General features: G+C 63.5%; 22 protein-coding genes. 21 read left to right on the top strand and 1 reads right to left on the bottom strand.

Features of this window, described 5'->3' with window-relative positions; translation table 11 throughout:
* The first annotated feature begins 2 nt into the window (after positions 1 to 2).
* On the top strand, positions 3 to 947 hold the full coding sequence (locus NCCP691_RS20865) for a branched-chain amino acid ABC transporter permease (RefSeq protein ID WP_220810503.1): 945 nt from the start codon (positions 3 to 5) through the stop codon (positions 945 to 947).
* A 43-nt stretch (positions 948 to 990) separates the two neighbouring features.
* Here the strand turns inward: NCCP691_RS20865 and NCCP691_RS20860 are convergent, their stop codons facing one another.
* On the bottom strand, positions 991 to 2,148 hold the full coding sequence (locus NCCP691_RS20860) for an iron-containing alcohol dehydrogenase (RefSeq protein WP_373870377.1): 1,158 nt from the start codon (positions 2,146 to 2,148) through the stop codon (positions 991 to 993).
* Between the two features lie 157 nt (positions 2,149 to 2,305).
* On the opposite strand from NCCP691_RS20860, the gene NCCP691_RS20855 reads away from it, so the two are divergent.
* The 20 genes from NCCP691_RS20855 to NCCP691_RS20760 all read left to right on the top strand — a co-directional run.
* Positions 2,306 to 2,935 carry a hypothetical protein gene (locus NCCP691_RS20855; RefSeq protein ID WP_220810501.1) on the top strand — a complete coding sequence of 210 codons (630 nt, stop codon included), beginning with the start codon at positions 2,306 to 2,308 and terminating at the stop codon, positions 2,933 to 2,935.
* A 114-nt stretch (positions 2,936 to 3,049) separates the two neighbouring features.
* Positions 3,050 to 4,975, top strand: coding sequence for a tRNA uridine-5-carboxymethylaminomethyl(34) synthesis enzyme MnmG (gene mnmG, locus NCCP691_RS20850; protein WP_220810500.1), 1,926 nt, complete (start codon positions 3,050 to 3,052; stop codon positions 4,973 to 4,975).
* The gene (gene rsmG / locus NCCP691_RS20845; protein WP_220810499.1) at positions 4,972 to 5,628 is read left to right on the top strand and encodes a 16S rRNA (guanine(527)-N(7))-methyltransferase RsmG; all 657 of its coding nucleotides are present in this window, start codon (positions 4,972 to 4,974) and stop codon (positions 5,626 to 5,628) included. The genes mnmG and rsmG overlap by 4 nt, the downstream gene beginning before the upstream one ends.
* On the top strand, positions 5,625 to 6,257 hold the full coding sequence (gene leuE, locus NCCP691_RS20840) for a leucine efflux protein LeuE (RefSeq protein WP_220810498.1): 633 nt from the start codon (positions 5,625 to 5,627) through the stop codon (positions 6,255 to 6,257). Before rsmG ends, leuE begins: the two co-directional genes overlap by 4 nt.
* Before the next feature lie 6 nt (positions 6,258 to 6,263).
* Positions 6,264 to 7,034 (top strand): ParA family protein, encoded by a 771-nt coding sequence (locus NCCP691_RS20835; protein WP_220810497.1) that lies wholly within the window; start codon positions 6,264 to 6,266, stop codon positions 7,032 to 7,034.
* A 14-nt stretch (positions 7,035 to 7,048) separates the two neighbouring features.
* Positions 7,049 to 7,954: a ParB/RepB/Spo0J family partition protein gene (locus NCCP691_RS20830; protein ID WP_220810496.1), complete on the top strand. Its 906-nt coding sequence runs from the start codon at positions 7,049 to 7,051 to the stop codon at positions 7,952 to 7,954.
* Positions 7,951 to 8,493 (top strand): RBBP9/YdeN family alpha/beta hydrolase, encoded by a 543-nt coding sequence (locus NCCP691_RS20825; RefSeq protein WP_220810495.1) that lies wholly within the window; start codon positions 7,951 to 7,953, stop codon positions 8,491 to 8,493. Before NCCP691_RS20830 ends, NCCP691_RS20825 begins: the two co-directional genes overlap by 4 nt.
* Positions 8,494 to 8,836: 343 nt before the next feature.
* A complete protein-coding gene (locus tag NCCP691_RS20820) occupies positions 8,837 to 9,175 on the top strand; it encodes an ATP synthase subunit I (protein WP_220810494.1) in 339 nt (112 codons plus the stop codon).
* Position 9,176: 1 nt separating this feature from the next.
* Positions 9,177 to 10,013 (top strand): F0F1 ATP synthase subunit A, encoded by an 837-nt coding sequence (gene atpB / locus NCCP691_RS20815; RefSeq protein WP_220810493.1) that lies wholly within the window; start codon positions 9,177 to 9,179, stop codon positions 10,011 to 10,013.
* 91 nt (positions 10,014 to 10,104) lie between these two features.
* The gene (gene atpE / locus NCCP691_RS20810; RefSeq protein ID WP_019139942.1) at positions 10,105 to 10,350 is read left to right on the top strand and encodes a F0F1 ATP synthase subunit C; all 246 of its coding nucleotides are present in this window, start codon (positions 10,105 to 10,107) and stop codon (positions 10,348 to 10,350) included.
* A gap of 72 nt (positions 10,351 to 10,422) precedes the next feature.
* Positions 10,423 to 10,893 (top strand): F0F1 ATP synthase subunit B, encoded by a 471-nt coding sequence (locus NCCP691_RS20805; protein ID WP_220810492.1) that lies wholly within the window; start codon positions 10,423 to 10,425, stop codon positions 10,891 to 10,893.
* Positions 10,894 to 10,895: 2 nt separating this feature from the next.
* Complete coding sequence (locus NCCP691_RS20800; protein WP_220810491.1) at positions 10,896 to 11,429, top strand: F0F1 ATP synthase subunit delta; 534 nt, start codon at positions 10,896 to 10,898, stop codon at positions 11,427 to 11,429.
* A gap of 51 nt (positions 11,430 to 11,480) precedes the next feature.
* Positions 11,481 to 13,016 (top strand): F0F1 ATP synthase subunit alpha, encoded by a 1,536-nt coding sequence (gene atpA / locus NCCP691_RS20795; protein WP_220810490.1) that lies wholly within the window; start codon positions 11,481 to 11,483, stop codon positions 13,014 to 13,016.
* Between the two features lie 27 nt (positions 13,017 to 13,043).
* The gene (gene atpG / locus NCCP691_RS20790; protein WP_220810489.1) at positions 13,044 to 13,913 is read left to right on the top strand and encodes a F0F1 ATP synthase subunit gamma; all 870 of its coding nucleotides are present in this window, start codon (positions 13,044 to 13,046) and stop codon (positions 13,911 to 13,913) included.
* Between the two features lie 36 nt (positions 13,914 to 13,949).
* Positions 13,950 to 15,326: a F0F1 ATP synthase subunit beta gene (atpD, locus tag NCCP691_RS20785; RefSeq protein WP_220810488.1), complete on the top strand. Its 1,377-nt coding sequence runs from the start codon at positions 13,950 to 13,952 to the stop codon at positions 15,324 to 15,326.
* A 107-nt stretch (positions 15,327 to 15,433) separates the two neighbouring features.
* Complete coding sequence (locus NCCP691_RS20780) at positions 15,434 to 15,856, top strand: F0F1 ATP synthase subunit epsilon (protein WP_220810487.1); 423 nt, start codon at positions 15,434 to 15,436, stop codon at positions 15,854 to 15,856.
* A 72-nt stretch (positions 15,857 to 15,928) separates the two neighbouring features.
* Positions 15,929 to 16,366 (top strand): CoA-binding protein, encoded by a 438-nt coding sequence (locus NCCP691_RS20775; RefSeq protein WP_220810486.1) that lies wholly within the window; start codon positions 15,929 to 15,931, stop codon positions 16,364 to 16,366.
* A 24-nt stretch (positions 16,367 to 16,390) separates the two neighbouring features.
* The gene (locus NCCP691_RS20770; RefSeq protein WP_220810485.1) at positions 16,391 to 17,128 is read left to right on the top strand and encodes an SGNH/GDSL hydrolase family protein; all 738 of its coding nucleotides are present in this window, start codon (positions 16,391 to 16,393) and stop codon (positions 17,126 to 17,128) included.
* Positions 17,129 to 17,217: 89 nt separating this feature from the next.
* The gene (locus NCCP691_RS20765; RefSeq protein ID WP_220810484.1) at positions 17,218 to 17,712 is read left to right on the top strand and encodes a hypothetical protein; all 495 of its coding nucleotides are present in this window, start codon (positions 17,218 to 17,220) and stop codon (positions 17,710 to 17,712) included.
* Positions 17,713 to 17,759: 47 nt separating this feature from the next.
* Positions 17,760 to 17,893: uroporphyrinogen decarboxylase family protein (locus NCCP691_RS20760; protein ID WP_274387247.1), on the top strand; the 134-nt coding region annotated here is incomplete at its 3' end.

Here is a 17,893-nt window from a genome sequence, read left to right as displayed (position 1 = left end):
CCCTGGCGCTGCCGTTCTTCGTCTACCCGGTGTTCCTGATGAAGGTGCTGTGCTTTGCGCTGTTTGCCTGCGCCTTCAACCTGCTGATCGGCTTTACCGGGCTGCTGTCGTTCGGGCATGCGGCGTTTTTCGGCGGGGCAGGGTATGTGGCCGGCCACATGCTCAAGGTGTGGGGCCTGCCGTTCGAACTCGGCCTGCTCGGCGGGGTGGCGGCGGCGGCGCTGATCGGCCTGCTCATGGGCGGGCTGGCGATCCGGCGCCAGGGCATCTACTTCACGATGATCACGCTGGCGCTGGCGCAGATGCTGTTCTTCGTCTGCCTGCAGGCGCCATTCACCGGCGGCGAGGACGGCCTGCAGGGCGTCCCGCGCGGCAAGCTGCTGGGCCTGATCGATCTCGGCAGCGACATGACGATGTACTACGTGGTGCTGGCGATCTTCGTGGCGGGCTTCGCGCTGATCCTGCGCACCGTGCATTCGCCGTTCGGCCAGGTGCTCAAGGCGATCAAGGAGAACGAGCCGCGCGCGGTGTCGCTCGGCTATGACACCGACAAGTACAAGCTGCTGGCCTTCGTGCTGTCGGCCTCTCTCGCCGGACTCGCCGGTGCTACTAAAACCGTAGTGCTCGGCTTCGAGACGCTGACCGATGTGCACTGGTCGATGTCGGGCCTGGTGGTGCTGATGACGCTGGTCGGCGGCCTGGGCACGCTGACCGGTCCGGTGGTGGGCGCGATCGTGATCATCGCGCTGGAAAACAAGCTGGGCGACTTCGGCAACTTCCTGGCGGACGTCAGCTCGATCGAGTGGTTCCGCACCATCGGCGAATCAGTCACCATCGTCACCGGCTTCATCTTCATCGTCTGCGTGCTCGCCTTCCGGCGCGGCATCGTCGGCGAGATCGGCGCGCTGTTCAGGCGCGCTCCGGCGCAAGGCGGCGCCGCGCACTGATGTCTTCGCCGGCAGCGTCCTGCTGCCGGCTTTCTTCCCCCGATTACAGCGCCGCGGCGTAGATTGCGCGCGCATCCTCGCGCGTGACTTCGCGCGGGTTATTGGTCAGCAGCCGGGTCTGCAGCATCGCATCGTCCGCCATGCGGTCGAGGTCGCTCTCCTGCACGCCGACCTGGCGCAGCTGCGTCTCGATGCCGGTGCGGCGCGCGATCTCGTCCATGCGGTTGATCAGCGCCTGCGTCCGCGCCTCGACGCTGCCGGTCGCGCCCGGCGCCACGATCTCCGCCAGCTCCGCATACATGCCTGCCGCGGCCGGTGCATTGAAGCGCAGCACATGCGGCAGCACCAGGGAATTCGACAGCCCGTGCGGCACGTGGAAAATACCGCCGATCGGATAGGCGAGGGCATGCACGGCGGCGCAGGGGGCATTCGCGAAGGACTGGCCGGCGAGCATCGCGCCGAGCAGCATGGCCTGACGCACCGCGAGATTCTTGCCGTCCTCGCAGGCAGCGAGGATGTTGCTTGAGAGAAGTTCGAGCGCCTTGGCCGCAAGCATGTCGGACAGCGGGTTCTTTTTCAGCTTCGTGGTGTAGGCCTCGATCGCGTGCACCATGGCGTCGATGCCGGTGGCGGCGGTCACCTTGGGCGGCAGGCCTATGGTGAGTTCGGCGTCGAGCACCGCCACATCGGCGTAAAGCTGCGGCGAGACGACGCCCATCTTGGTCGTGGCGCCGGTCGTCACAATGGAGATCGGCGTCACCTCCGAACCGGTGCCGGCGGTGGTCGGCACCTGGATCAGCGGCAGGCGGCCACCCTTCACATTACCGACGCCGTACATGCTCTTCAGGTCCTGGTCGCTGCCGGAGAGAACAGCAATCAGCTTGGCCACATCCATGGACGAGCCGCCGCCAAAGCCGATCACCAAGTCGGTGCCCGCCCGGCGCGCATCCTCGACCGCCTTGAGCACCACGGCTTCCGGCGGGTCGGCGACGACATCGGAGAAAACCGAGACCTGCAGGCCCGCGGCCTTAATACTGGCGATCGGTGCTTCCACCAGGCCGGTCTTAAGGAATCCGGCGTCGGTCACGAGCAGGGCATGGCGCGCATCCGGGAAATGCTGGGTAATCAGTGCGCCGATTTTCCGGCTGACGCCTGATTCTGAAACGATGTGGGGAACAGTGCTGAAGCCAAACGATGGCAGGGCTTGGGTGGCGCTCATTTTCTCCTCCTTATAGATGCCTAGTATTGTAGCGGCAGACGCCACGCCGGGGCCTGTCCCGGCTGGTGTTTCCGGCGAATCGCGGCTAGGATGGCGTTCACGGAAGCAACCCGCGCTTCTGTTTCACGTGAAACAAACCATGCCCCTCGACTCAGCCATCTTCCAGCGCACCGACAGTGGCCGGCAGGAAATTCAAAACAAGACCCACGGCCTCACGCAGAGCGAGCGGCTGGTGCTGATCATGGTCGACGGCGTCACCCCGTGCAAGGCATTGCGCACCCGGCTGCCGGTCCTCAGACAAGACCGCTTCGACCGCGCGCTGGCCAAGCTGGAGAAGGACAGCCTGATCGCCGAAGTGCTGCTGCCGTTGCCCGACCAGCAGAAAGAGGAGCTGGACAAGTCGGTCATCGATCGTTTCCTCCGGCAGGATCCGCTCGATCCGCTGACCGTCCTCGCCATCGACCCGGACGAACTGGATGACGACGACTGGCAGATGGCGCCCAGGGTAGCAGTGGCGCCGCCGCCGGCTTTGGACGAAGCCCACATCGAGCTGGCCGAAAGCGTAAGGGAAGAGGTACAGGCGCTGCAGGAAGTTCGCATGCTCAAGCTGGAACCGATCGAAGTCGCGGCACAACGGATCTTTGACCAGGAGCGGGCGCGCGAGGCGCGGGAAAAGGCGGGCAGCTGGCGGCGCTACCTGCCGTACGCATTGTTGCTGACTGGTCTCGCCTTCATCGCCGGATTCGGCTTTGCGCGGCTGCTTGCCTAACTGTTTCACGTGAAACAGCGGGTCGCGGCGTTCAGGCCTGTGCGAAACCCCTTATAATCTCGCCTCCGGCGCGAGTTCTCCCGCCCATCCTTCACCGTCTCCCCGAGGCGAACTATGCTTTTTCCTACCGAATTTGACGTCATTGTTGTCGGCGGCGGCCACGCCGGCACTGAAGCAGCGCTTGCCTCCGCACGCATGGGGCAAAAGACGCTCCTGCTCACTCACAATATCGAGACGCTCGGCCAGATGTCCTGCAACCCGTCGATCGGCGGCATCGGCAAGGGCCACCTGGTCAAGGAAGTCGACGCCCTGGGCGGCGCGATGGCAATCGCCACCGACGAGGCGGGCATCCAGTTCCGTATCCTGAATTCCTCAAAGGGACCGGCTGTCCGCGCCACCCGCGCCCAGGCCGACCGTATCCTGTACAAGAAGGCGATCCGCGGCCGCCTGGAAAACCAGCCGAATCTCTGGCTCTTCCAGCAGGCCGTGGATGACCTGATGGTCGAAGGCAACCGGGTGGTGGGCGCGGTGACGCAGGTCGGTATCCGGTTCCGGGGCAGGGCGGTCGTCCTGACGGCAGGTACCTTCCTCGATGGAAAAATTCACGTCGGCCTGAACAACTATTCGGCCGGCCGCGCCGGTGATCCGCCCGCGGTATCCCTCTCGGCCCGGCTCAAGGAGCTGAAGCTCCCGCAGGGGCGCCTGAAGACCGGCACGCCGCCACGGATCGACGGCCGCACCATCGACTTCTCGGTGATGGAAGAGCAGCCGGGCGACCTCGATCCGGTGCCGGTTTTCTCCTTCATGGGTTCCGCCGCCATGCATCCGCGGCAGCTCCCGTGCTGGATCACGCATACCAACGAACGCACCCACGAAATCATCCGCAACGGTCTCGACCGCAGTCCGATGTACACCGGCGTCATTGAAGGCGTTGGCCCCCGCTACTGCCCGTCGATCGAAGACAAGATTCACCGCTTCGCCGACAAGAGTTCGCACCAGATCTTCCTCGAGCCCGAAGGTCTTACGACAAACGAGTTCTATCCCAACGGCATTTCCACGAGCCTGCCGTTCGACGTGCAACTGGAGCTGGTGCACTCTATGCGTGGCATGGAGAACGCCCACATCCTGCGCCCCGGTTATGCGATCGAATACGACTATTTCGACCCGCGCGGCCTGAAGGCATCGCTCGAGACCAAGGCCATCGATGGACTGTTCTTTGCCGGTCAGATCAATGGCACCACCGGCTACGAAGAAGCGGCTGCGCAAGGCCTGCTCGCCGGCATCAACGCCGCCCTCCAGACCCAGGGCCGGGAAGCCTGGACGCCGCGCCGCGACGAAGCCTATCTCGGCGTCCTCGTCGACGACCTGATCACCAAGGGCGTCCAGGAGCCGTACCGCATGTTCACCAGCCGCGCCGAATACCGGCTCAGCCTGCGCGAGGACAATGCCGATATGCGGCTGACCGAGATCGGCCGCCAGCTCGGCTGCGTTGGCGATGCGCAATGGGAAGCCTTCGAGCGCAAGCGCGACGCAGTCGCCCGTGAACTCGAGCGCCTGAAGTCCACCTGGGTGAATCCGCGACTCCTGCCCGAGTCCGAGGCCGAGCGGGTACTCGGCAAGGCGGTCGAGCGGGAGTATGCGCTTACCGACCTGTTGCGCCGTCCAAACGTCCGCTACGACGAACTGATGACGCTCAGCGGTGCCGAAGGCCAGCTGCTCGCCGGCCCGGGCGTCGCCGACGAAGCCGTCAAGGAGCAGGTCGAGATCCAGGTGAAGTACGCAGGCTACATCGATCGTCAGGCACGCGAAGTCGAACGCCACGACCACTATGAAAATCTCAAACTGCCCGCCGAACTCGACTACATGGACGTGCGCGGCCTCTCGATCGAAGTACGCCAGAAACTGAACAAGCACCGTCCCGAAACGCTCGGTCAGGCATCCCGCATCTCCGGCATCACGCCTGCCGCGATCTCGTTGCTGCTCGTGCATCTCAAGAAGGGCGGCTTCAAGGAGTTCGCCGCACCGCAGGCGGCCGCATGAGAAGCGGATTCGATCGCTCCGCGCTGTCGCAGCGTCTGGCGGACGGCTCGCGCGCGCTCGGACTGTCGCTGAGCGACGCGCAGCTGTCGCAGCTGATGGATTACCTTCAGTTGCTGGCAAAATGGAACTCTGTGTACAACCTGACGGCGGTGCGCGACCTGTCGCAAATGGTGACGCAGCATCTGCTCGATTCGCTTGCCGCGGTTCCCGCCTTCGCGGCCGCGACACGTGTACTCGACGTTGGTGCGGGAGGCGGGTTGCCGGGCATCGTACTCGCCGTCGCGCGGCCCGATCTCGCCATCACGCTCATCGACACCGTGCACAAGAAGACCGCCTTCCTGACGCAGGTGAAGGCAGAGCTCGGGCTGCAGAACGTCACGGTGAAAACGGGCAGGGTGGAGCAACTGCAGGCGGACCCGCCTTTCGACGTGATCACGTCGCGCGCATTCGCCGAGCTGAAGGATTTCATCACCTGGTCGTCGCACCTGTTGTCGCCGGACGGCTGTTTCCTCGCCCTCAAGGGTGTCTATCCCAGGGAGGAAATGGAGCGGCTGCCGCAAGGCTGGACTGTGGTGGAAGTGGTCGCACTGGACGTGCCCGGCCTCGGTGCCGAGCGTCACATCGTACGGATTCAACGAGGGGAGCAACAATGACCGAAGCCTTTCACGCCCTGGGCATCACCGATGTCTGGCAGCTGATTGCCGCCACCATGGTATTCCTGATGCTGCCGGGTCCCGGCACATTCTGCGTCCTCACCAGTACAGCCAAGCACGGCCTGCGCGGCGGTTACGCATCGCTCGCGGGGCTGATGGCGGGCGACGCCGCGCTGATGTTTCTTGCCGCAATCGGTGTCGCGGCGCTGTTGCAAGCCAATCCGCTGCTGTTCAGAGGCATGCAGTATCTCGGCGCCGCCTATCTCGCATGGCTCGGTTTCAAGCTGCTGACCGCCAAGGAAGAAGAGGGCGGCACGGCCGTGCCGTTCTCCAACGCCGCTGACTTCCGTCGCGGCTTCCTGGTCACGCTGATCAATCCGAAAGCCATCGTGTTCTACATGGCATTCTTCCCGTTGTTCATCGAGCCGGCGACACACCGTGGCGCACTGACCTTCCTGACCATGGGCGCAACGATTTCCGCCTGCACCCTGTTCTATGGCAGCCTGCTCGTCATTGCCGGCAACGCGGCAGCCCAGCGTCTTGCGCGCAACCGCTGCATAGCGAACTACGCATCCAAAGCCGCCGGCGTTTTCCTGATCGGCTTCGGCATCAAACTTACGACCAACTAAAACAACATGGCCAAGATTTTCTGCGTTGCCAACCAGAAGGGCGGCGTCGGCAAGACCACGACCGCCGTCAACCTTGCCGCCGGACTCGCGCAGCTCAAGCAACGGGTATTGCTGGTCGACCTCGACCCGCAGGGCAATGCGACCATGGGCGCCGGCATCAACAAGGCGACGCTCGAGGCCACCGTTTACCACGTGCTGCTCGGCCTTAACGATATCGCGGCGGTCCGCAGGACTTCCGAGACCGGACAATTCGACGTCCTGCCCGCCAATCGCGACCTCGCCGGTGCGGAAGTGGAAATGGTCGAACTCGACAACCGCGAAAAGCGCCTCAAGGACGCCATCGCCAGGGTGAGCGGCGATTACGACTTCGTCCTGATCGATTGCCCGCCGGCGCTGTCGATGCTCACGCTCAACGGCCTGTGCGCCGCCCACGGCGTGATCATTCCGATGCAATGCGAATACTACGCGCTGGAAGGCCTGTCCGACCTCGTCAACACGATCAAGATCGTGCACGCCAAGCTCAACACCGACCTCAAGATCATCGGCCTGCTGCGCGTCATGTTCGACCCCCGCATGACGCTGTCGCAGCAGGTCTCCGCCCAGCTGGAACAGCATTTCGGCGACAAGGTCTTCAAGACGATCATCCCCCGCAACGTGCGCCTGGCCGAAGCGCCGTCCTACGGCATGCCCGGCGTGGTGTTCGACCCCTCATCCAAGGGTGCCCAGGCTTACATCTCGTTCGGCGCCGAGATGGTCGAGCGCATCCATTCCATGTAACGGAGACAGACATCATGGCCATGAAAAAAACCAAGGGTCTCGGACGCGGCCTCGACGCGCTCCTCGGCGGCAATCCCGACATCGCCGAAGCCGTACCCACCGTCGCGGGCGCTCCGAGCACCCTGCAGGTCAGCCAGATGCAGGCCGGCAAATACCAGCCGCGCACCCGCATGGATGAAGGCGCGCTCAACGAACTTGCCGCATCGATCAAGGCACAGGGCCTGATGCAGCCGATCCTCGTGCGCCCGATCGAAGGCGCCGGCCGGTACGAGATCATCGCCGGCGAACGACGCTTCCGCGCCGCCCAGATCGCGGGCCTGAGCGAAGTCCCGGTACTGGTCAAGGATGTCGACGACCAGGCCGCCGCCGCCATGGCCCTGATCGAAAACATCCAGCGCGAAGATCTCAATCCGCTGGAAGAAGCGCAGGGCATTCACCGCCTGATCAGCGACTTCAACTTCACCCATGAACAGGCCGCCGGCGCCGTCGGCCGCTCGCGCAGCGCCGTCTCCAACCTGCTGCGACTGCTCAATCTCGCCAAGCCGGTGCAGACCATGCTCATGGCCGGCGACATCGACATGGGCCATGCGCGCGCGCTGCTCGCGGTCGACTCCGCCACCCAGATTTCGCTCGCCAACCAGGTCGTCGCCAGGCGCATGTCGGTGCGCGAGGCCGAAAAGCTGGTGGTCAAGACCACGACCGAACAGGCCAACGCCGGCAAGCCGCGCCAGGCGCGCGAAAAGTCGCGCGACATCTCCCGCCTCGAAGAAGAACTGTCCGACGCCCTGGCCACCCAGGTCGTCATCAAGCTCGGCGCGCGCAACAAGGGCCAGCTCATCATCGACTTCGCCAACCTCGATGCACTCGACGACCTGATCGCCAAGCTGCGCGCAGAAGCACCGGTGGCGCAGCAGGCATGAGCGCCACCGTCCTCATCCTGCCCGGCCTCTACAACTCCGGCGAAGGCCACTGGCAGACCCTGTGGGAGCGCATGCTTCCCAATGCGAAGCGGGTGCAGCAGAAAAGCTGGGACACCCCCGACCGCCGGGACTGGGTCGAGACCCTCGATGCAGTCCTCGACGATGCTACGGAACCCGTAGTGATCGCCGCGCACAGCCTCGGCTGCGCATTGACGGCCTGGTGGTCCGCTACCGGAAACGTAGCAAAGAACGGCCACAAGATCAGGGGCGCGCTGCTCGTCGCGCCACCCGACGTCGAGCGCGAAGACTTTCCGGCATTCGTCACCGGCTTCTCGCCGATGCCGCGCTCACCCCTTCCGTTCCCGGCATTCGTCGCCGCGTCCTCCAACGACCCCTGGTGCGCCGTCGATAAAGCCCGCGGCTGGGCGAGGGACTGGGGCGCGCAGTGGCACGACGTCGGCGCCCGAGGCCATATCAACGCGGAGAGCGGGTTGGGGGACTGGGAACAGGCGCGGGGGTGGTTGAAGGCTTTTGAATAGCCCGTCCAGGATGACGAGCCGGCGCGGCCCCTCTGCAGTCCTGCATACCTGCCAGAAGCACGCCGGCTTTACCTCCCAGGGAATCGAATTCCGCCCTGAAAAGACGGAGCATTGATGCAAGCAGGCCGATGCGCGCCGCGAACCGGAGGCCCGGATGAAAAGCCCACCTCGTATTTCTACGGTAGCCGTTTGCACAAATTTCCCGCCGGTGATGGTTTGACGCTAATTGCGGAAAACACTTATAATCCCGGGGTTTGACAAGATGCACCACCTTGAAACACGCGGCCCGTAGCCGGAGCTTGAGCGATCCTCGGCCCGACGGATTGCACCACCCCGGACCCACATGCTGCGCATCGTCCTGCTGCAATTGGCGAGTACTGCTGTCGCCGGCCTCGTAGCCGGGATGCTGGGTGGAGTGCACGCGCTGGTGTCGGCGCTTCTCGGTGGGCTGTGCTGTGTTGTACCGAACGGCTTGTTTGCATTGCGACTTTTTGTCAGCGCGCGCAAGCCGGGTGCAGTCAACCCGATGACATTTTTCATCGGCGAGTTTATCAAGATTGCATTGACGATCGCGCTCCTGGGCGCGGTGGTCTGGCTGTATCGCGATTTGAACTGGCTGGCGCTGATCGCCGCCTTCATCGTGGCCCTGAAAAGTTACATCATCTTATTATTTAGGCACTGACATGGCATCTACAGCAGTTGACGGCGCAGCGCACGCGCCAACCGCGTCTGAATACATCGTCCACCACCTCGGACATCTCTCCACCAAGCATCAGGAAAAGATCGTCGATTTCTCGATCATCAACATGGACACCGTCTTCTGGTCGGTGACCATGGGCGTGGTCGGCTGCTTCGTGATGTGGCTGGCCGCGCGCCGCGCCACCTCGGGTGTGCCGGGCCGTCTCCAGGCTTTCGTTGAAATGATCGTCGAAATGGTCGAGGACCAGTCCAAGGCCATCGTCCACGGCGACCGCCGCTTCATCGCTCCGCTGGCGCTGACCGTGTTCGTCTGGGTTGCGCTGATGAACTCGCTCGACTTCCTGCCGGTCGACATGTTCGCCGCGCTGTTCAATCTCGTCGGCCTGAGCGACGTGATCCCCTATCACCGCGTGGTCCCGACCGCGGACCTCAACGGCACCCTCGGCATCTCGCTCGGTGTGCTGGCGCTGATGATCTACTACAGCCTGAAGATCAAGGGCGTGGGCGGCTGGATCCATGAACTGTTCGCCGCACCGTTCGGCATCTGGATGGCGCCGTTCAACTTCCTGCTCAACCTGATCGAATACGCCGCGAAGACCGTCTCCCTGGGCATGCGACTCTTCGGCAACATGTATGCGGGCGAACTCCTGTTCCTGCTGATCGCGCTGCTGGGTTCGATGGCTACCACGTTCGGCATAGTCGGTCACATCATCGCGGGCTCGATCTGGGCCATCTTCCACATCCTGATCGTGATCCTGCAGGCCTTCATCTTCATGATGCTGACCCTGGTGTACATCGGCCAGGCGCACGAGGGTCACTAAGACCGTAAAGAATCGAAAGATAGCAGTAGTAAAGAAGTTTGTTTTTGGCTTTTCATTTCTTGTTTCAACTTAACCTTTTAAAGGAATTCAAATGACTGACGTTTCTTTTGTTGCTCTGGCTTGCGGTCTGATCATCGGCCTCGGTGCTATCGGCGCCTGTATCGGTATCGCCCTGATGGGTGGCAAGTACCTGGAAGCCTCTGCTCGTCAGCCTGAACTGATGAACACCCTGCAGACCAAGATGTTCCTGCTCGCTGGTCTGATCGACGCTGCATTCCTGATCGGTGTTGGTATCGCGATGCTGTTCGCCTTCGCAAACCCGTTCGTCGCCGGCTAATCCCGACCGACACACCGTCTCTCATGCCGGACCGCGAGGTTCGGCTCTCGTTATTCTGAGAAGGAAAACACCGTGAACTTAAATGCAACTTTGTTTGCGCAGTTCGTGGTCTTCTTCATCCTCGCGTGGTTCACGATGAAATTCGTGTGGCCGCCGCTGATGAAGGCGCTCGACGAGCGCGCCGAGAAGATCGCGAACGGGCTGGCAGCCGCCGACCGTGCGAAGACCGAAGTCGCTGCTGCCGAAAAGCGCGCGCAGGCCGAACTGGCCTCCGCCCGAGATGAAGGCCAGAAGCGTATCGGCGACGCCGAGAAGCGCGCCCAGGCGATCATCGAAGAAGCCAAGCGTACCGCATCCGAAGAAGCGGCACGCATCGTCGCCGCCGCCCGCGCGGACGCCGAACAGCAAGTGACCCGCGCCCGCGAAGAGCTGCGCGCGCAGGTCGCAGGTCTCGCAGTCAAGGGTGCCGAACAGATCCTCAGGCGCGAGGTGAACGCAGCGGCGCACGCCGACCTGCTGAACCAACTCAAGACCGAGCTGTAATCATGGCCGAACTCGCAACGATTGCTCGTCCCTACGCAGAAGCGCTGTTCCGCGTCGCCCAGTCCGGCAACATCGCCGCCTGGTCCGACCTCGTGTCGGAAATGGCAGCGGTTGCCGCGCTTCCCGACGTCAAGTCTTTCGCCAGCAACCCGAAACTGACGGATCAGCAGGTTGTCGAAACCTTCTTGTCGCTGTTGAAAACACCGGTATCCGCCGAAGCGAAAAACTTCGTGCTGATGCTGGTGGAAAACGGCCGCCTGACGCTGTTGCCGGAAATCGGTGCGCAATTCCACGCGTTGAAGAACGCCGCGGAAGGCGCTGCCGATGCAGAGATCACGAGCGCGTTCGAGTTGACCGACGCACAAGTGAAAGACCTGGTGGCGACGCTGGAAAAGAAATTCGGCCGCAAGCTCAATCCGACCGTGAAGGTGGACCAGGCGCTGATCGGCGGCGTGCGCGTTGCAGTGGGCGACGAGGTGCTCGACACCTCGGTGCGCGCCAAGCTGCAGCAAATGTACGTCGCTCTGGCGTCCTGACAGCGGCATCTGCCCCTGCGCCGAGCAGAGTGAAAAATTTTAGGAGTTAACATGCAACTCAACCCGTCTGAAATCAGCGAACTGATCAAGAGCCGGATCCAGGGCCTTGGCGACAACGCTGAGATTCGCAATCAGGGCACGGTCATTTCCCTGACCGACGGCATCGCCCGCGTTCACGGTCTTTCCGATGCAATGCAAGGCGAAATGCTGGAATTCCCGGGCAACACCTTCGGCCTCGCGCTGAACCTCGAGCGCGACTCCGTCGGCGCCGTTATCCTGGGTGAATACGAACACATTTCCGAAGGCGACACGGTCAAGACGACCGGCCGCGTGCTGGAAGTGCCGATCGGTCCGGAACTCAAGGGCCGCGTGGTGAACGCACTGGGCCAGCCGATCGACGGCAAGGGTCCGGTCAACTGCAAGCTGAGCTCGCCGATCGAAAAGATCGCCCCGGGCGTTATCGCACGTCAGTCCGTGTCCCAGCCGATGCAGACCGGCCTCAAGGCAATCGACTCGATGGTGCCGATCGGCCGCGGCCAGCGCGAGCTGATCATCGGCGACCGCCAGACCGGCAAGTCGGCCGTGGCGATTGATGCGATCATCAATCAAAAGGGCCAGAACATGACGTGTATCTACGTCGCGATCGGCCAGAAGGCATCGACCATCAAGAACATCGTCCGCGCGCTCGAGCAGAACGGCGCGATGGAGTACACGATCGTGGTCGCCGCCTCCGCTTCCGAGTCCGCCGCGATGCAGTACATCGCCGCCTACTCCGGCTGCACCATGGGCGAATACTTCCGCGACCGCGGCGAAGACGCGCTGATCGTGTACGACGACCTGTCCAAGCAGGCAGTCGCCTACCGTCAGGTCTCGCTGCTGCTGCGCCGTCCGCCGGGCCGCGAAGCCTACCCGGGCGACGTGTTCTACCTGCACAGCCGTCTGCTGGAGCGTGCCGCGCGCGTGAACCCCGACTACGTCGAAGCCTTCACCAAGGGCGAAGTCAAGGGCCAGACCGGTTCGCTGACCGCGCTGCCGATCATCGAAACCCAGGCGGGCGACGTTTCCGCGTTCGTTCCGACCAACGTCATTTCGATTACCGACGGCCAGATCTTCCTGGAGACCTCGCTGTTCAACTCCGGTATCCGTCCCGCGATCAACGCCGGTATCTCGGTGTCCCGCGTCGGTGGCGCCGCACAGACCAAGGTCATCAAGAGCCTGTCCGGCGGTATCCGTACCGACCTGGCGCAGTATCGTGAGCTGGCCGCGTTCGCGCAGTTCGCATCCGACCTCGACGAAGCCACCCGCAAGCAGCTCGACCGCGGCGCACGCGTGACGGAACTGCTGAAGCAACCGCAGTACTCGCCGCTGCCGATCTCGCTGATGGCGGTGTCGCTGTTCGCGGTGAACAAGGGCTATTTCGACGACGTCGACGTGAAGCAGGTGCTGGCTTTCGAATCCGGCCTGCACAACTTCATGAAGACCAGCCACGGCGCTCTGCTGCAGAAGATTGAAGACACCAAGCAACTCGACAAAGACGGTGAAGCACAACTGGCCGCCGCGATTGCAGACTTCAAGAAAACTTTCTGAGCCGCGGAGCTGAAGGAGTAAATACTCATGGCTGCAGGTAAAGAGATACGCGGCAAGATCAAGAGCGTAGAGAATACGAAGAAGATCACCAAGGCGATGGAAATGGTCGCCGCATCCAAGATGCGCAAGGCGCAGGACCGGATGCGGGGCGCCCGTCCCTACAGTGACAAGATTCGGAATATCGCCGCTCACCTGTCGCAGGCCAACCCCGAGTACTCGCATCCTTTCCTGGTCAAGCAGGAAGGCAGTGGCACGGTGGGCGTGATCGTCGTGACGACCGACAAGGGTCTGTGCGGCGGCATGAACACCAACGTGCTGCGCCAGGTGACCAACAAGGTCCGCGAGCTCGAGGGCGCAGGCAAAAAGGTTGAAGCAGTCGCGATCGGCAACAAGGGTCTCGGCTTCCTGAACCGTATCGGCGCCAAGGTCGTGTCGCAGGCGGTCCAGCTGGGCGACACGCCCCACCTGGACAAGCTGATCGGCCCGGTCAAGGTGCTGCTCGACGCCTATCAGGAAGGCCGTCTGGACGCCGTCTATCTGTTCTACACCAAGTTCATCAATACGATGAAACAGGAACCGATGATGGACCAGCTGCTGCCCCTGTCGGCCGAGCGCATGGAAGCGGACAAGTCGTCGCACGCATGGGACTACATCTATGAGCCCGATGCGCAGACCGTGATCGACGAACTGCTGGTGCGTTACGTCGAAGCGCTGATCTACCAGGCCGTCGCCGAAAACATGGCGTCCGAGCAGTCGGCGCGCATGGTGGCGATGAAGGCGGCCTCCGACAATGCCGGCAACGTGATCAGCGAGCTGAAACTGGTCTACAACAAGACCCGTCAGGCTGCGATCACGAAGGAACTGTCCGAGATCGTCGCCGGTGCGGCTGCGGTTTAACCAAAAGAATCTAAATCAAATATTGAAGGAACGAAAATGGCTGATGGCAAAATCGTTCAGTGTATCGGCGCGGTGGTGGACGTTGAATTCCCCCGCAACGCCATGCCGAAGGTTTACGACGCACTGAAGATGGAAGGCTCCGAGCTGACCCTGGAAGTGCAGCAGCAGCTCGGCGACGGCGTGGTCCGTACCATTGCGCTGGGCTCTTCCGAAGGTCTGCGTCGCGGCATGACCATCCAGAACACCGGCGCACCGATCTCGGTGCCGGTCGGCCCCGCTACCCTGGGCCGCATCATGGACGTGCTGGGCAACCCGATCGACGAAGCGGGCCCGGTCGCGACCGACGCGCGCGCCTCGATCCACCGCAAGGCACCGGCCTACGACGAGCTGTCCCCGTCGCAGGACCTGCTGGAAACCGGCATCAAGGTTATCGACCTGGTCTGCCCGTTCGCCAAGGGCGGTAAGGTCGGCCTGTTCGGCGGCGCCGGCGTGGGCAAGACCGTGAACATGATGGAACTGATCAACAACATCGCGAAGCAGCACTCCGGTCTGTCGGTGTTCGCAGGCGTGGGCGAGCGTACCCGTGAGGGCAACGACTTCTACCACGAGATGAAGGACTCCAACGTTCTGGACAAGGTCGCGATGGTGTACGGCCAGATGAACGAGCCGCCGGGCAACCGTCTGCGCGTGGCGCTGACCGGCCTGACCATCGCGGAATCCTTCCGTGACGAAGGCCGCGACGTGCTGTTCTTCGTGGACAACATCTACCGCTACACCCTGGCCGGTACCGAAGTGTCCGCGCTGCTGGGCCGTATGCCTTCCGCAGTGGGTTACCAGCCGACGCTGGCCGAGGAAATGGGCCGTCTGCAGGAGCGCATCACCTCCACCAAGACCGGTTCGATCACCTCGATCCAGGCCGTGTACGTCCCTGCGGATGACTTGACCGACCCGTCTCCGGCAACCACCTTCGCGCACCTCGACTCCACCGTCGTTCTGTCGCGTGACATCGCTGCGCTCGGTATCTATCCCGCGGTCGACCCGCTGGATTCCACCTCGCGTCAGCTCGACCCGAACGTCGTCGGCCAGGATCACTACGAGACCGCACGCGCCGTTCAGGGCACGCTGCAGCGCTACAAGGAACTGCGCGACATCATCGCGATTCTGGGCATGGACGAACTGGCACCGGAAGACAAGCTGGTGGTGGCCCGTGCACGTAAGATGCAGCGTTTCCTGTCGCAGCCGTTCCACGTCGCGGAAGTGTTCACCGGTTCCCCGGGCAAGTATGTTTCGCTGAAGGACACCATCAAGGGCTTCAAGATGATCGCCAGCGGCGAGCTCGACCACCTGCCGGAGCAGGCGTTCTACATGGTCGGCACGATCGACGAAGCAATCGAGAAAGCCAAGAAGCTCTGATCGTCTGCGAGCCAGGGCCGACGGCCGGGCGGCGCGGGCAACCGCACTGACCGGCGCCGGCCCCCTCACGGCGGTCTGACCTTCAGACGAACAACAAAGGTTCAAACATGGCAAACACTATCCACGTAGACGTCGTCTCCGCCGAAGAGGAAATCTTCGCGGGCGAAGCCGAATTCGTCGCGTTGCCGGGTGAAGCGGGCGAACTGGGCATCTATCCGATGCACACGCCGCTGATCACGCGCATCCGTCCGGGTGCTGTCCGCATCAAGGTGCCGGGCCGGGACGATGAAGAGTTCGTCTTCGTTGCCGGCGGCATTCTCGAAGTGCAGCCGAACGTCGTCACCGTGCTGGCCGATACCGCGATTCGCGGTCATGACCTGGACGAGGCGAAGGCGGCCGAAGCCAAGCGCCTGGCGGAAGAAGCAATGTCGAATCGCGAGTCGGAGATCGACTACGCGAAGGCCCAGGCCGAACTGGCCGCCGCCGTCGCGCAGCTGGCCGCGATCGAGAAGCTGCGCCGCAAGCGCTAAGGCACAAGCAGTACAATCAAAAGGCAGCTTCGGCTGCCTTTTTTTCTGGGCGGACGCATTCGAGGAGAAGCGATGCATACGGATGAAGACAGCCTCATCGGCGACATGCTGCGCGGGGGCAGCAACCTCGCGGTCGTCGGCCTGTCTCCCGACCCCGGCCGGGCGAGCCACGAGGTGGCCGCCTACATGCAGCAGCAGGGCTGGCGCATCATTCCCGTCAACCCGGTCTGCGCCGGGCGGAAGATCCTGGGCGAACACTGCCACGCGAGTCTTGCCGATGCCGCGAAGGCTCTCGCGGCAGAGGGCGGTCGAATCGACATCGTCGACTGCTTCCGCCGGCCGGAGCACATGCCCGGCATCGTCGCCGAGGCGATTGCCGCTGGCGCCCGTCATGTCTGGATGCAGCTCGGCGTGTCTCATCCCCAGGCGCAAGCGGCAGCGGAGCAGGCCGGCCTCGGGGTCGTCGCCGATCGCTGCATCAAGATCGAGCATGCCGCGCGCGAGCGCTGATCCTCACGGAAGGATGCGACCACGATGTGGAGACCCTTGCTGCCCGAGCTTGCCGCGGCGCCCTTGCTGCCTCTGCTGCTCGCCCAGGGCAGGCGGGTCCGCCGCAACACTCCCCGCCTGCCGGAAGCCGGCGGACCCCGGTGCGGCAGTGTCGGGCTGCCCGGCGATATGCCGCCCCTCACGCTGCTCACCGTCGGCGAGTCGCCGGTGGCGGGCGTCGGCGTGTCCACGCATGAGGAAGCGATCACCGGGCAGCTCGCGCTGGCCCTGTCCGCCGCGCTCGGCAGAAGCGTGGCGTGGCAGGCCTGCGGCAAGAATGGCGTGACCGTCGCAGAAGCGCTCGAGCAGCTGCCGCCGATGCTGCCCGCCGACCCGGTCGACGTTGCCGCCATCGCATTCGGCGTCAATGACACCACCGCCTTTCGTCGCCCCGCCCAGTGGAGCGCGGACCTGGAGCAGATGTGGGAGATGGTGCGCATGCGATGCCGGCCCCGCCTCATCCTGCTGTGCGGCGTGCCGCCGGTCGGCCGCTTTCCCGCGCTGCCGCAGCCGTTGCGCTGGGTGCTGGGACTCAAGGCCGAGGTGCTCGACGGCGCGGCGCAGGCACTGGCCCGGCGCCTGCCCGACACGGTCCACGTACCGGTCGCGCTCGAACCGGCCTGCCATGACCTGATGGCGGCGGACGGCTACCATCCGTCGGCGCTGGGCTGCGCCAGGTGGGCCGCCGTGCTTGCCGATGCTTGCGCCGGTCGTCTCCGCTAGGAGCCGGGCACTATTTCCGCGTCATATTGCGCATCAGTACAAATTCCTGCCACTAACGGTAGGATAGAGCGACCTGAACGGAGAACCCTATGGATTTCCTGATCGACCCGGACTTCTGGGAGGTGGCCAGTTTTGTCGTCACCGTGTTCGGTCTGCCGTTTGCGATCTTCCTGTTCCTTTTCGAGCAGCGCAAGGAGCGCGATGCCGAGGACGAGGAGGCCTACCAGCTGCTGCAGAACGCCTACAACGACTTTCTGAAGATCGTGCTCGACAATCCCGACCTGCAGCTGCGCAGCGCCAACCAGACACCCGACCTGACGGACGAGCAGCGCGAACGCATGCTGATCATTTTCGAGATGCTGATCGCGCTGTTCGAGCGCGCCTACATCGTCGCCTACGACGAAGACCTGGCGGGCGTCGCCCTGCGGCGCTGGAACTCGTGGGACGACTACATGCGCGAATGGTGTCAGCGGGACGACTTCTACTACCTGCTGCCGCAATTGCTGCGGGGCGAGGACCCGGATTTCGCCGCCTATATCCGCCGCATCGCGGACGAGGAGCGGGGCAGAATCCTGCAAGCCTGACGCCCGCGCGTCCATCGGCGATAATGGCGGCTCATTGAAAGACGACCATGCCCGCCAATTTCGCCCCGCTCAAGAACGACACCTTCCTGCGCGCGCTGCTGCGCCAGCCCACCGAGTACACGCCGCTGTGGCTGATGCGCCAGGCCGGCCGCTACCTGCCCGAATACTGCGCCACCCGCAA

This window comes from Noviherbaspirillum aridicola (genome assembly GCF_019656455.1).
Taxonomy (GTDB): Bacteria; Pseudomonadota; Gammaproteobacteria; order Burkholderiales; family Burkholderiaceae_D; genus Noviherbaspirillum; species Noviherbaspirillum aridicola.
Note: the sequence above shows the minus strand (reverse complement) of the source record. Positions and strands in the feature narration are given on the sequence as shown.

Excerpts from the sequence above, each read along its gene's own strand:
- NCCP691_RS20855 (WP_220810501.1), top strand. The coding sequence starts at position 2,306 with ATGCCCCTCGACTCAGCCATCTTCCAGCGCACCGACAGTGGCCGGCAG.
- mnmG (WP_220810500.1), top strand. The coding sequence starts at position 3,050 with ATGCTTTTTCCTACCGAATTTGACGTCATTGTTGTCGGCGGCGGCCAC.
- rsmG (WP_220810499.1), top strand. The coding sequence starts at position 4,972 with ATGAGAAGCGGATTCGATCGCTCCGCGCTGTCGCAGCGTCTGGCGGAC.
- leuE (WP_220810498.1), top strand. The coding sequence starts at position 5,625 with ATGACCGAAGCCTTTCACGCCCTGGGCATCACCGATGTCTGGCAGCTG.
- NCCP691_RS20835 (WP_220810497.1), top strand. The coding sequence starts at position 6,264 with ATGGCCAAGATTTTCTGCGTTGCCAACCAGAAGGGCGGCGTCGGCAAG.
- NCCP691_RS20830 (WP_220810496.1), top strand. The coding sequence starts at position 7,049 with ATGGCCATGAAAAAAACCAAGGGTCTCGGACGCGGCCTCGACGCGCTC.
- NCCP691_RS20825 (WP_220810495.1), top strand. The coding sequence starts at position 7,951 with ATGAGCGCCACCGTCCTCATCCTGCCCGGCCTCTACAACTCCGGCGAA.
- NCCP691_RS20820 (WP_220810494.1), top strand. The coding sequence starts at position 8,837 with ATGCTGCGCATCGTCCTGCTGCAATTGGCGAGTACTGCTGTCGCCGGC.
- atpB (WP_220810493.1), top strand. The coding sequence starts at position 9,177 with ATGGCATCTACAGCAGTTGACGGCGCAGCGCACGCGCCAACCGCGTCT.
- atpE (WP_019139942.1), top strand. The coding sequence starts at position 10,105 with ATGACTGACGTTTCTTTTGTTGCTCTGGCTTGCGGTCTGATCATCGGC.
- NCCP691_RS20800 (WP_220810491.1), top strand. The coding sequence starts at position 10,896 with ATGGCCGAACTCGCAACGATTGCTCGTCCCTACGCAGAAGCGCTGTTC.
- atpA (WP_220810490.1), top strand. The coding sequence starts at position 11,481 with ATGCAACTCAACCCGTCTGAAATCAGCGAACTGATCAAGAGCCGGATC.
- atpG (WP_220810489.1), top strand. The coding sequence starts at position 13,044 with ATGGCTGCAGGTAAAGAGATACGCGGCAAGATCAAGAGCGTAGAGAAT.
- atpD (WP_220810488.1), top strand. The coding sequence starts at position 13,950 with ATGGCTGATGGCAAAATCGTTCAGTGTATCGGCGCGGTGGTGGACGTT.
- NCCP691_RS20780 (WP_220810487.1), top strand. The coding sequence starts at position 15,434 with ATGGCAAACACTATCCACGTAGACGTCGTCTCCGCCGAAGAGGAAATC.
- NCCP691_RS20775 (WP_220810486.1), top strand. The coding sequence starts at position 15,929 with ATGCATACGGATGAAGACAGCCTCATCGGCGACATGCTGCGCGGGGGC.
- NCCP691_RS20770 (WP_220810485.1), top strand. The coding sequence starts at position 16,391 with ATGTGGAGACCCTTGCTGCCCGAGCTTGCCGCGGCGCCCTTGCTGCCT.
- NCCP691_RS20765 (WP_220810484.1), top strand. The coding sequence starts at position 17,218 with ATGGATTTCCTGATCGACCCGGACTTCTGGGAGGTGGCCAGTTTTGTC.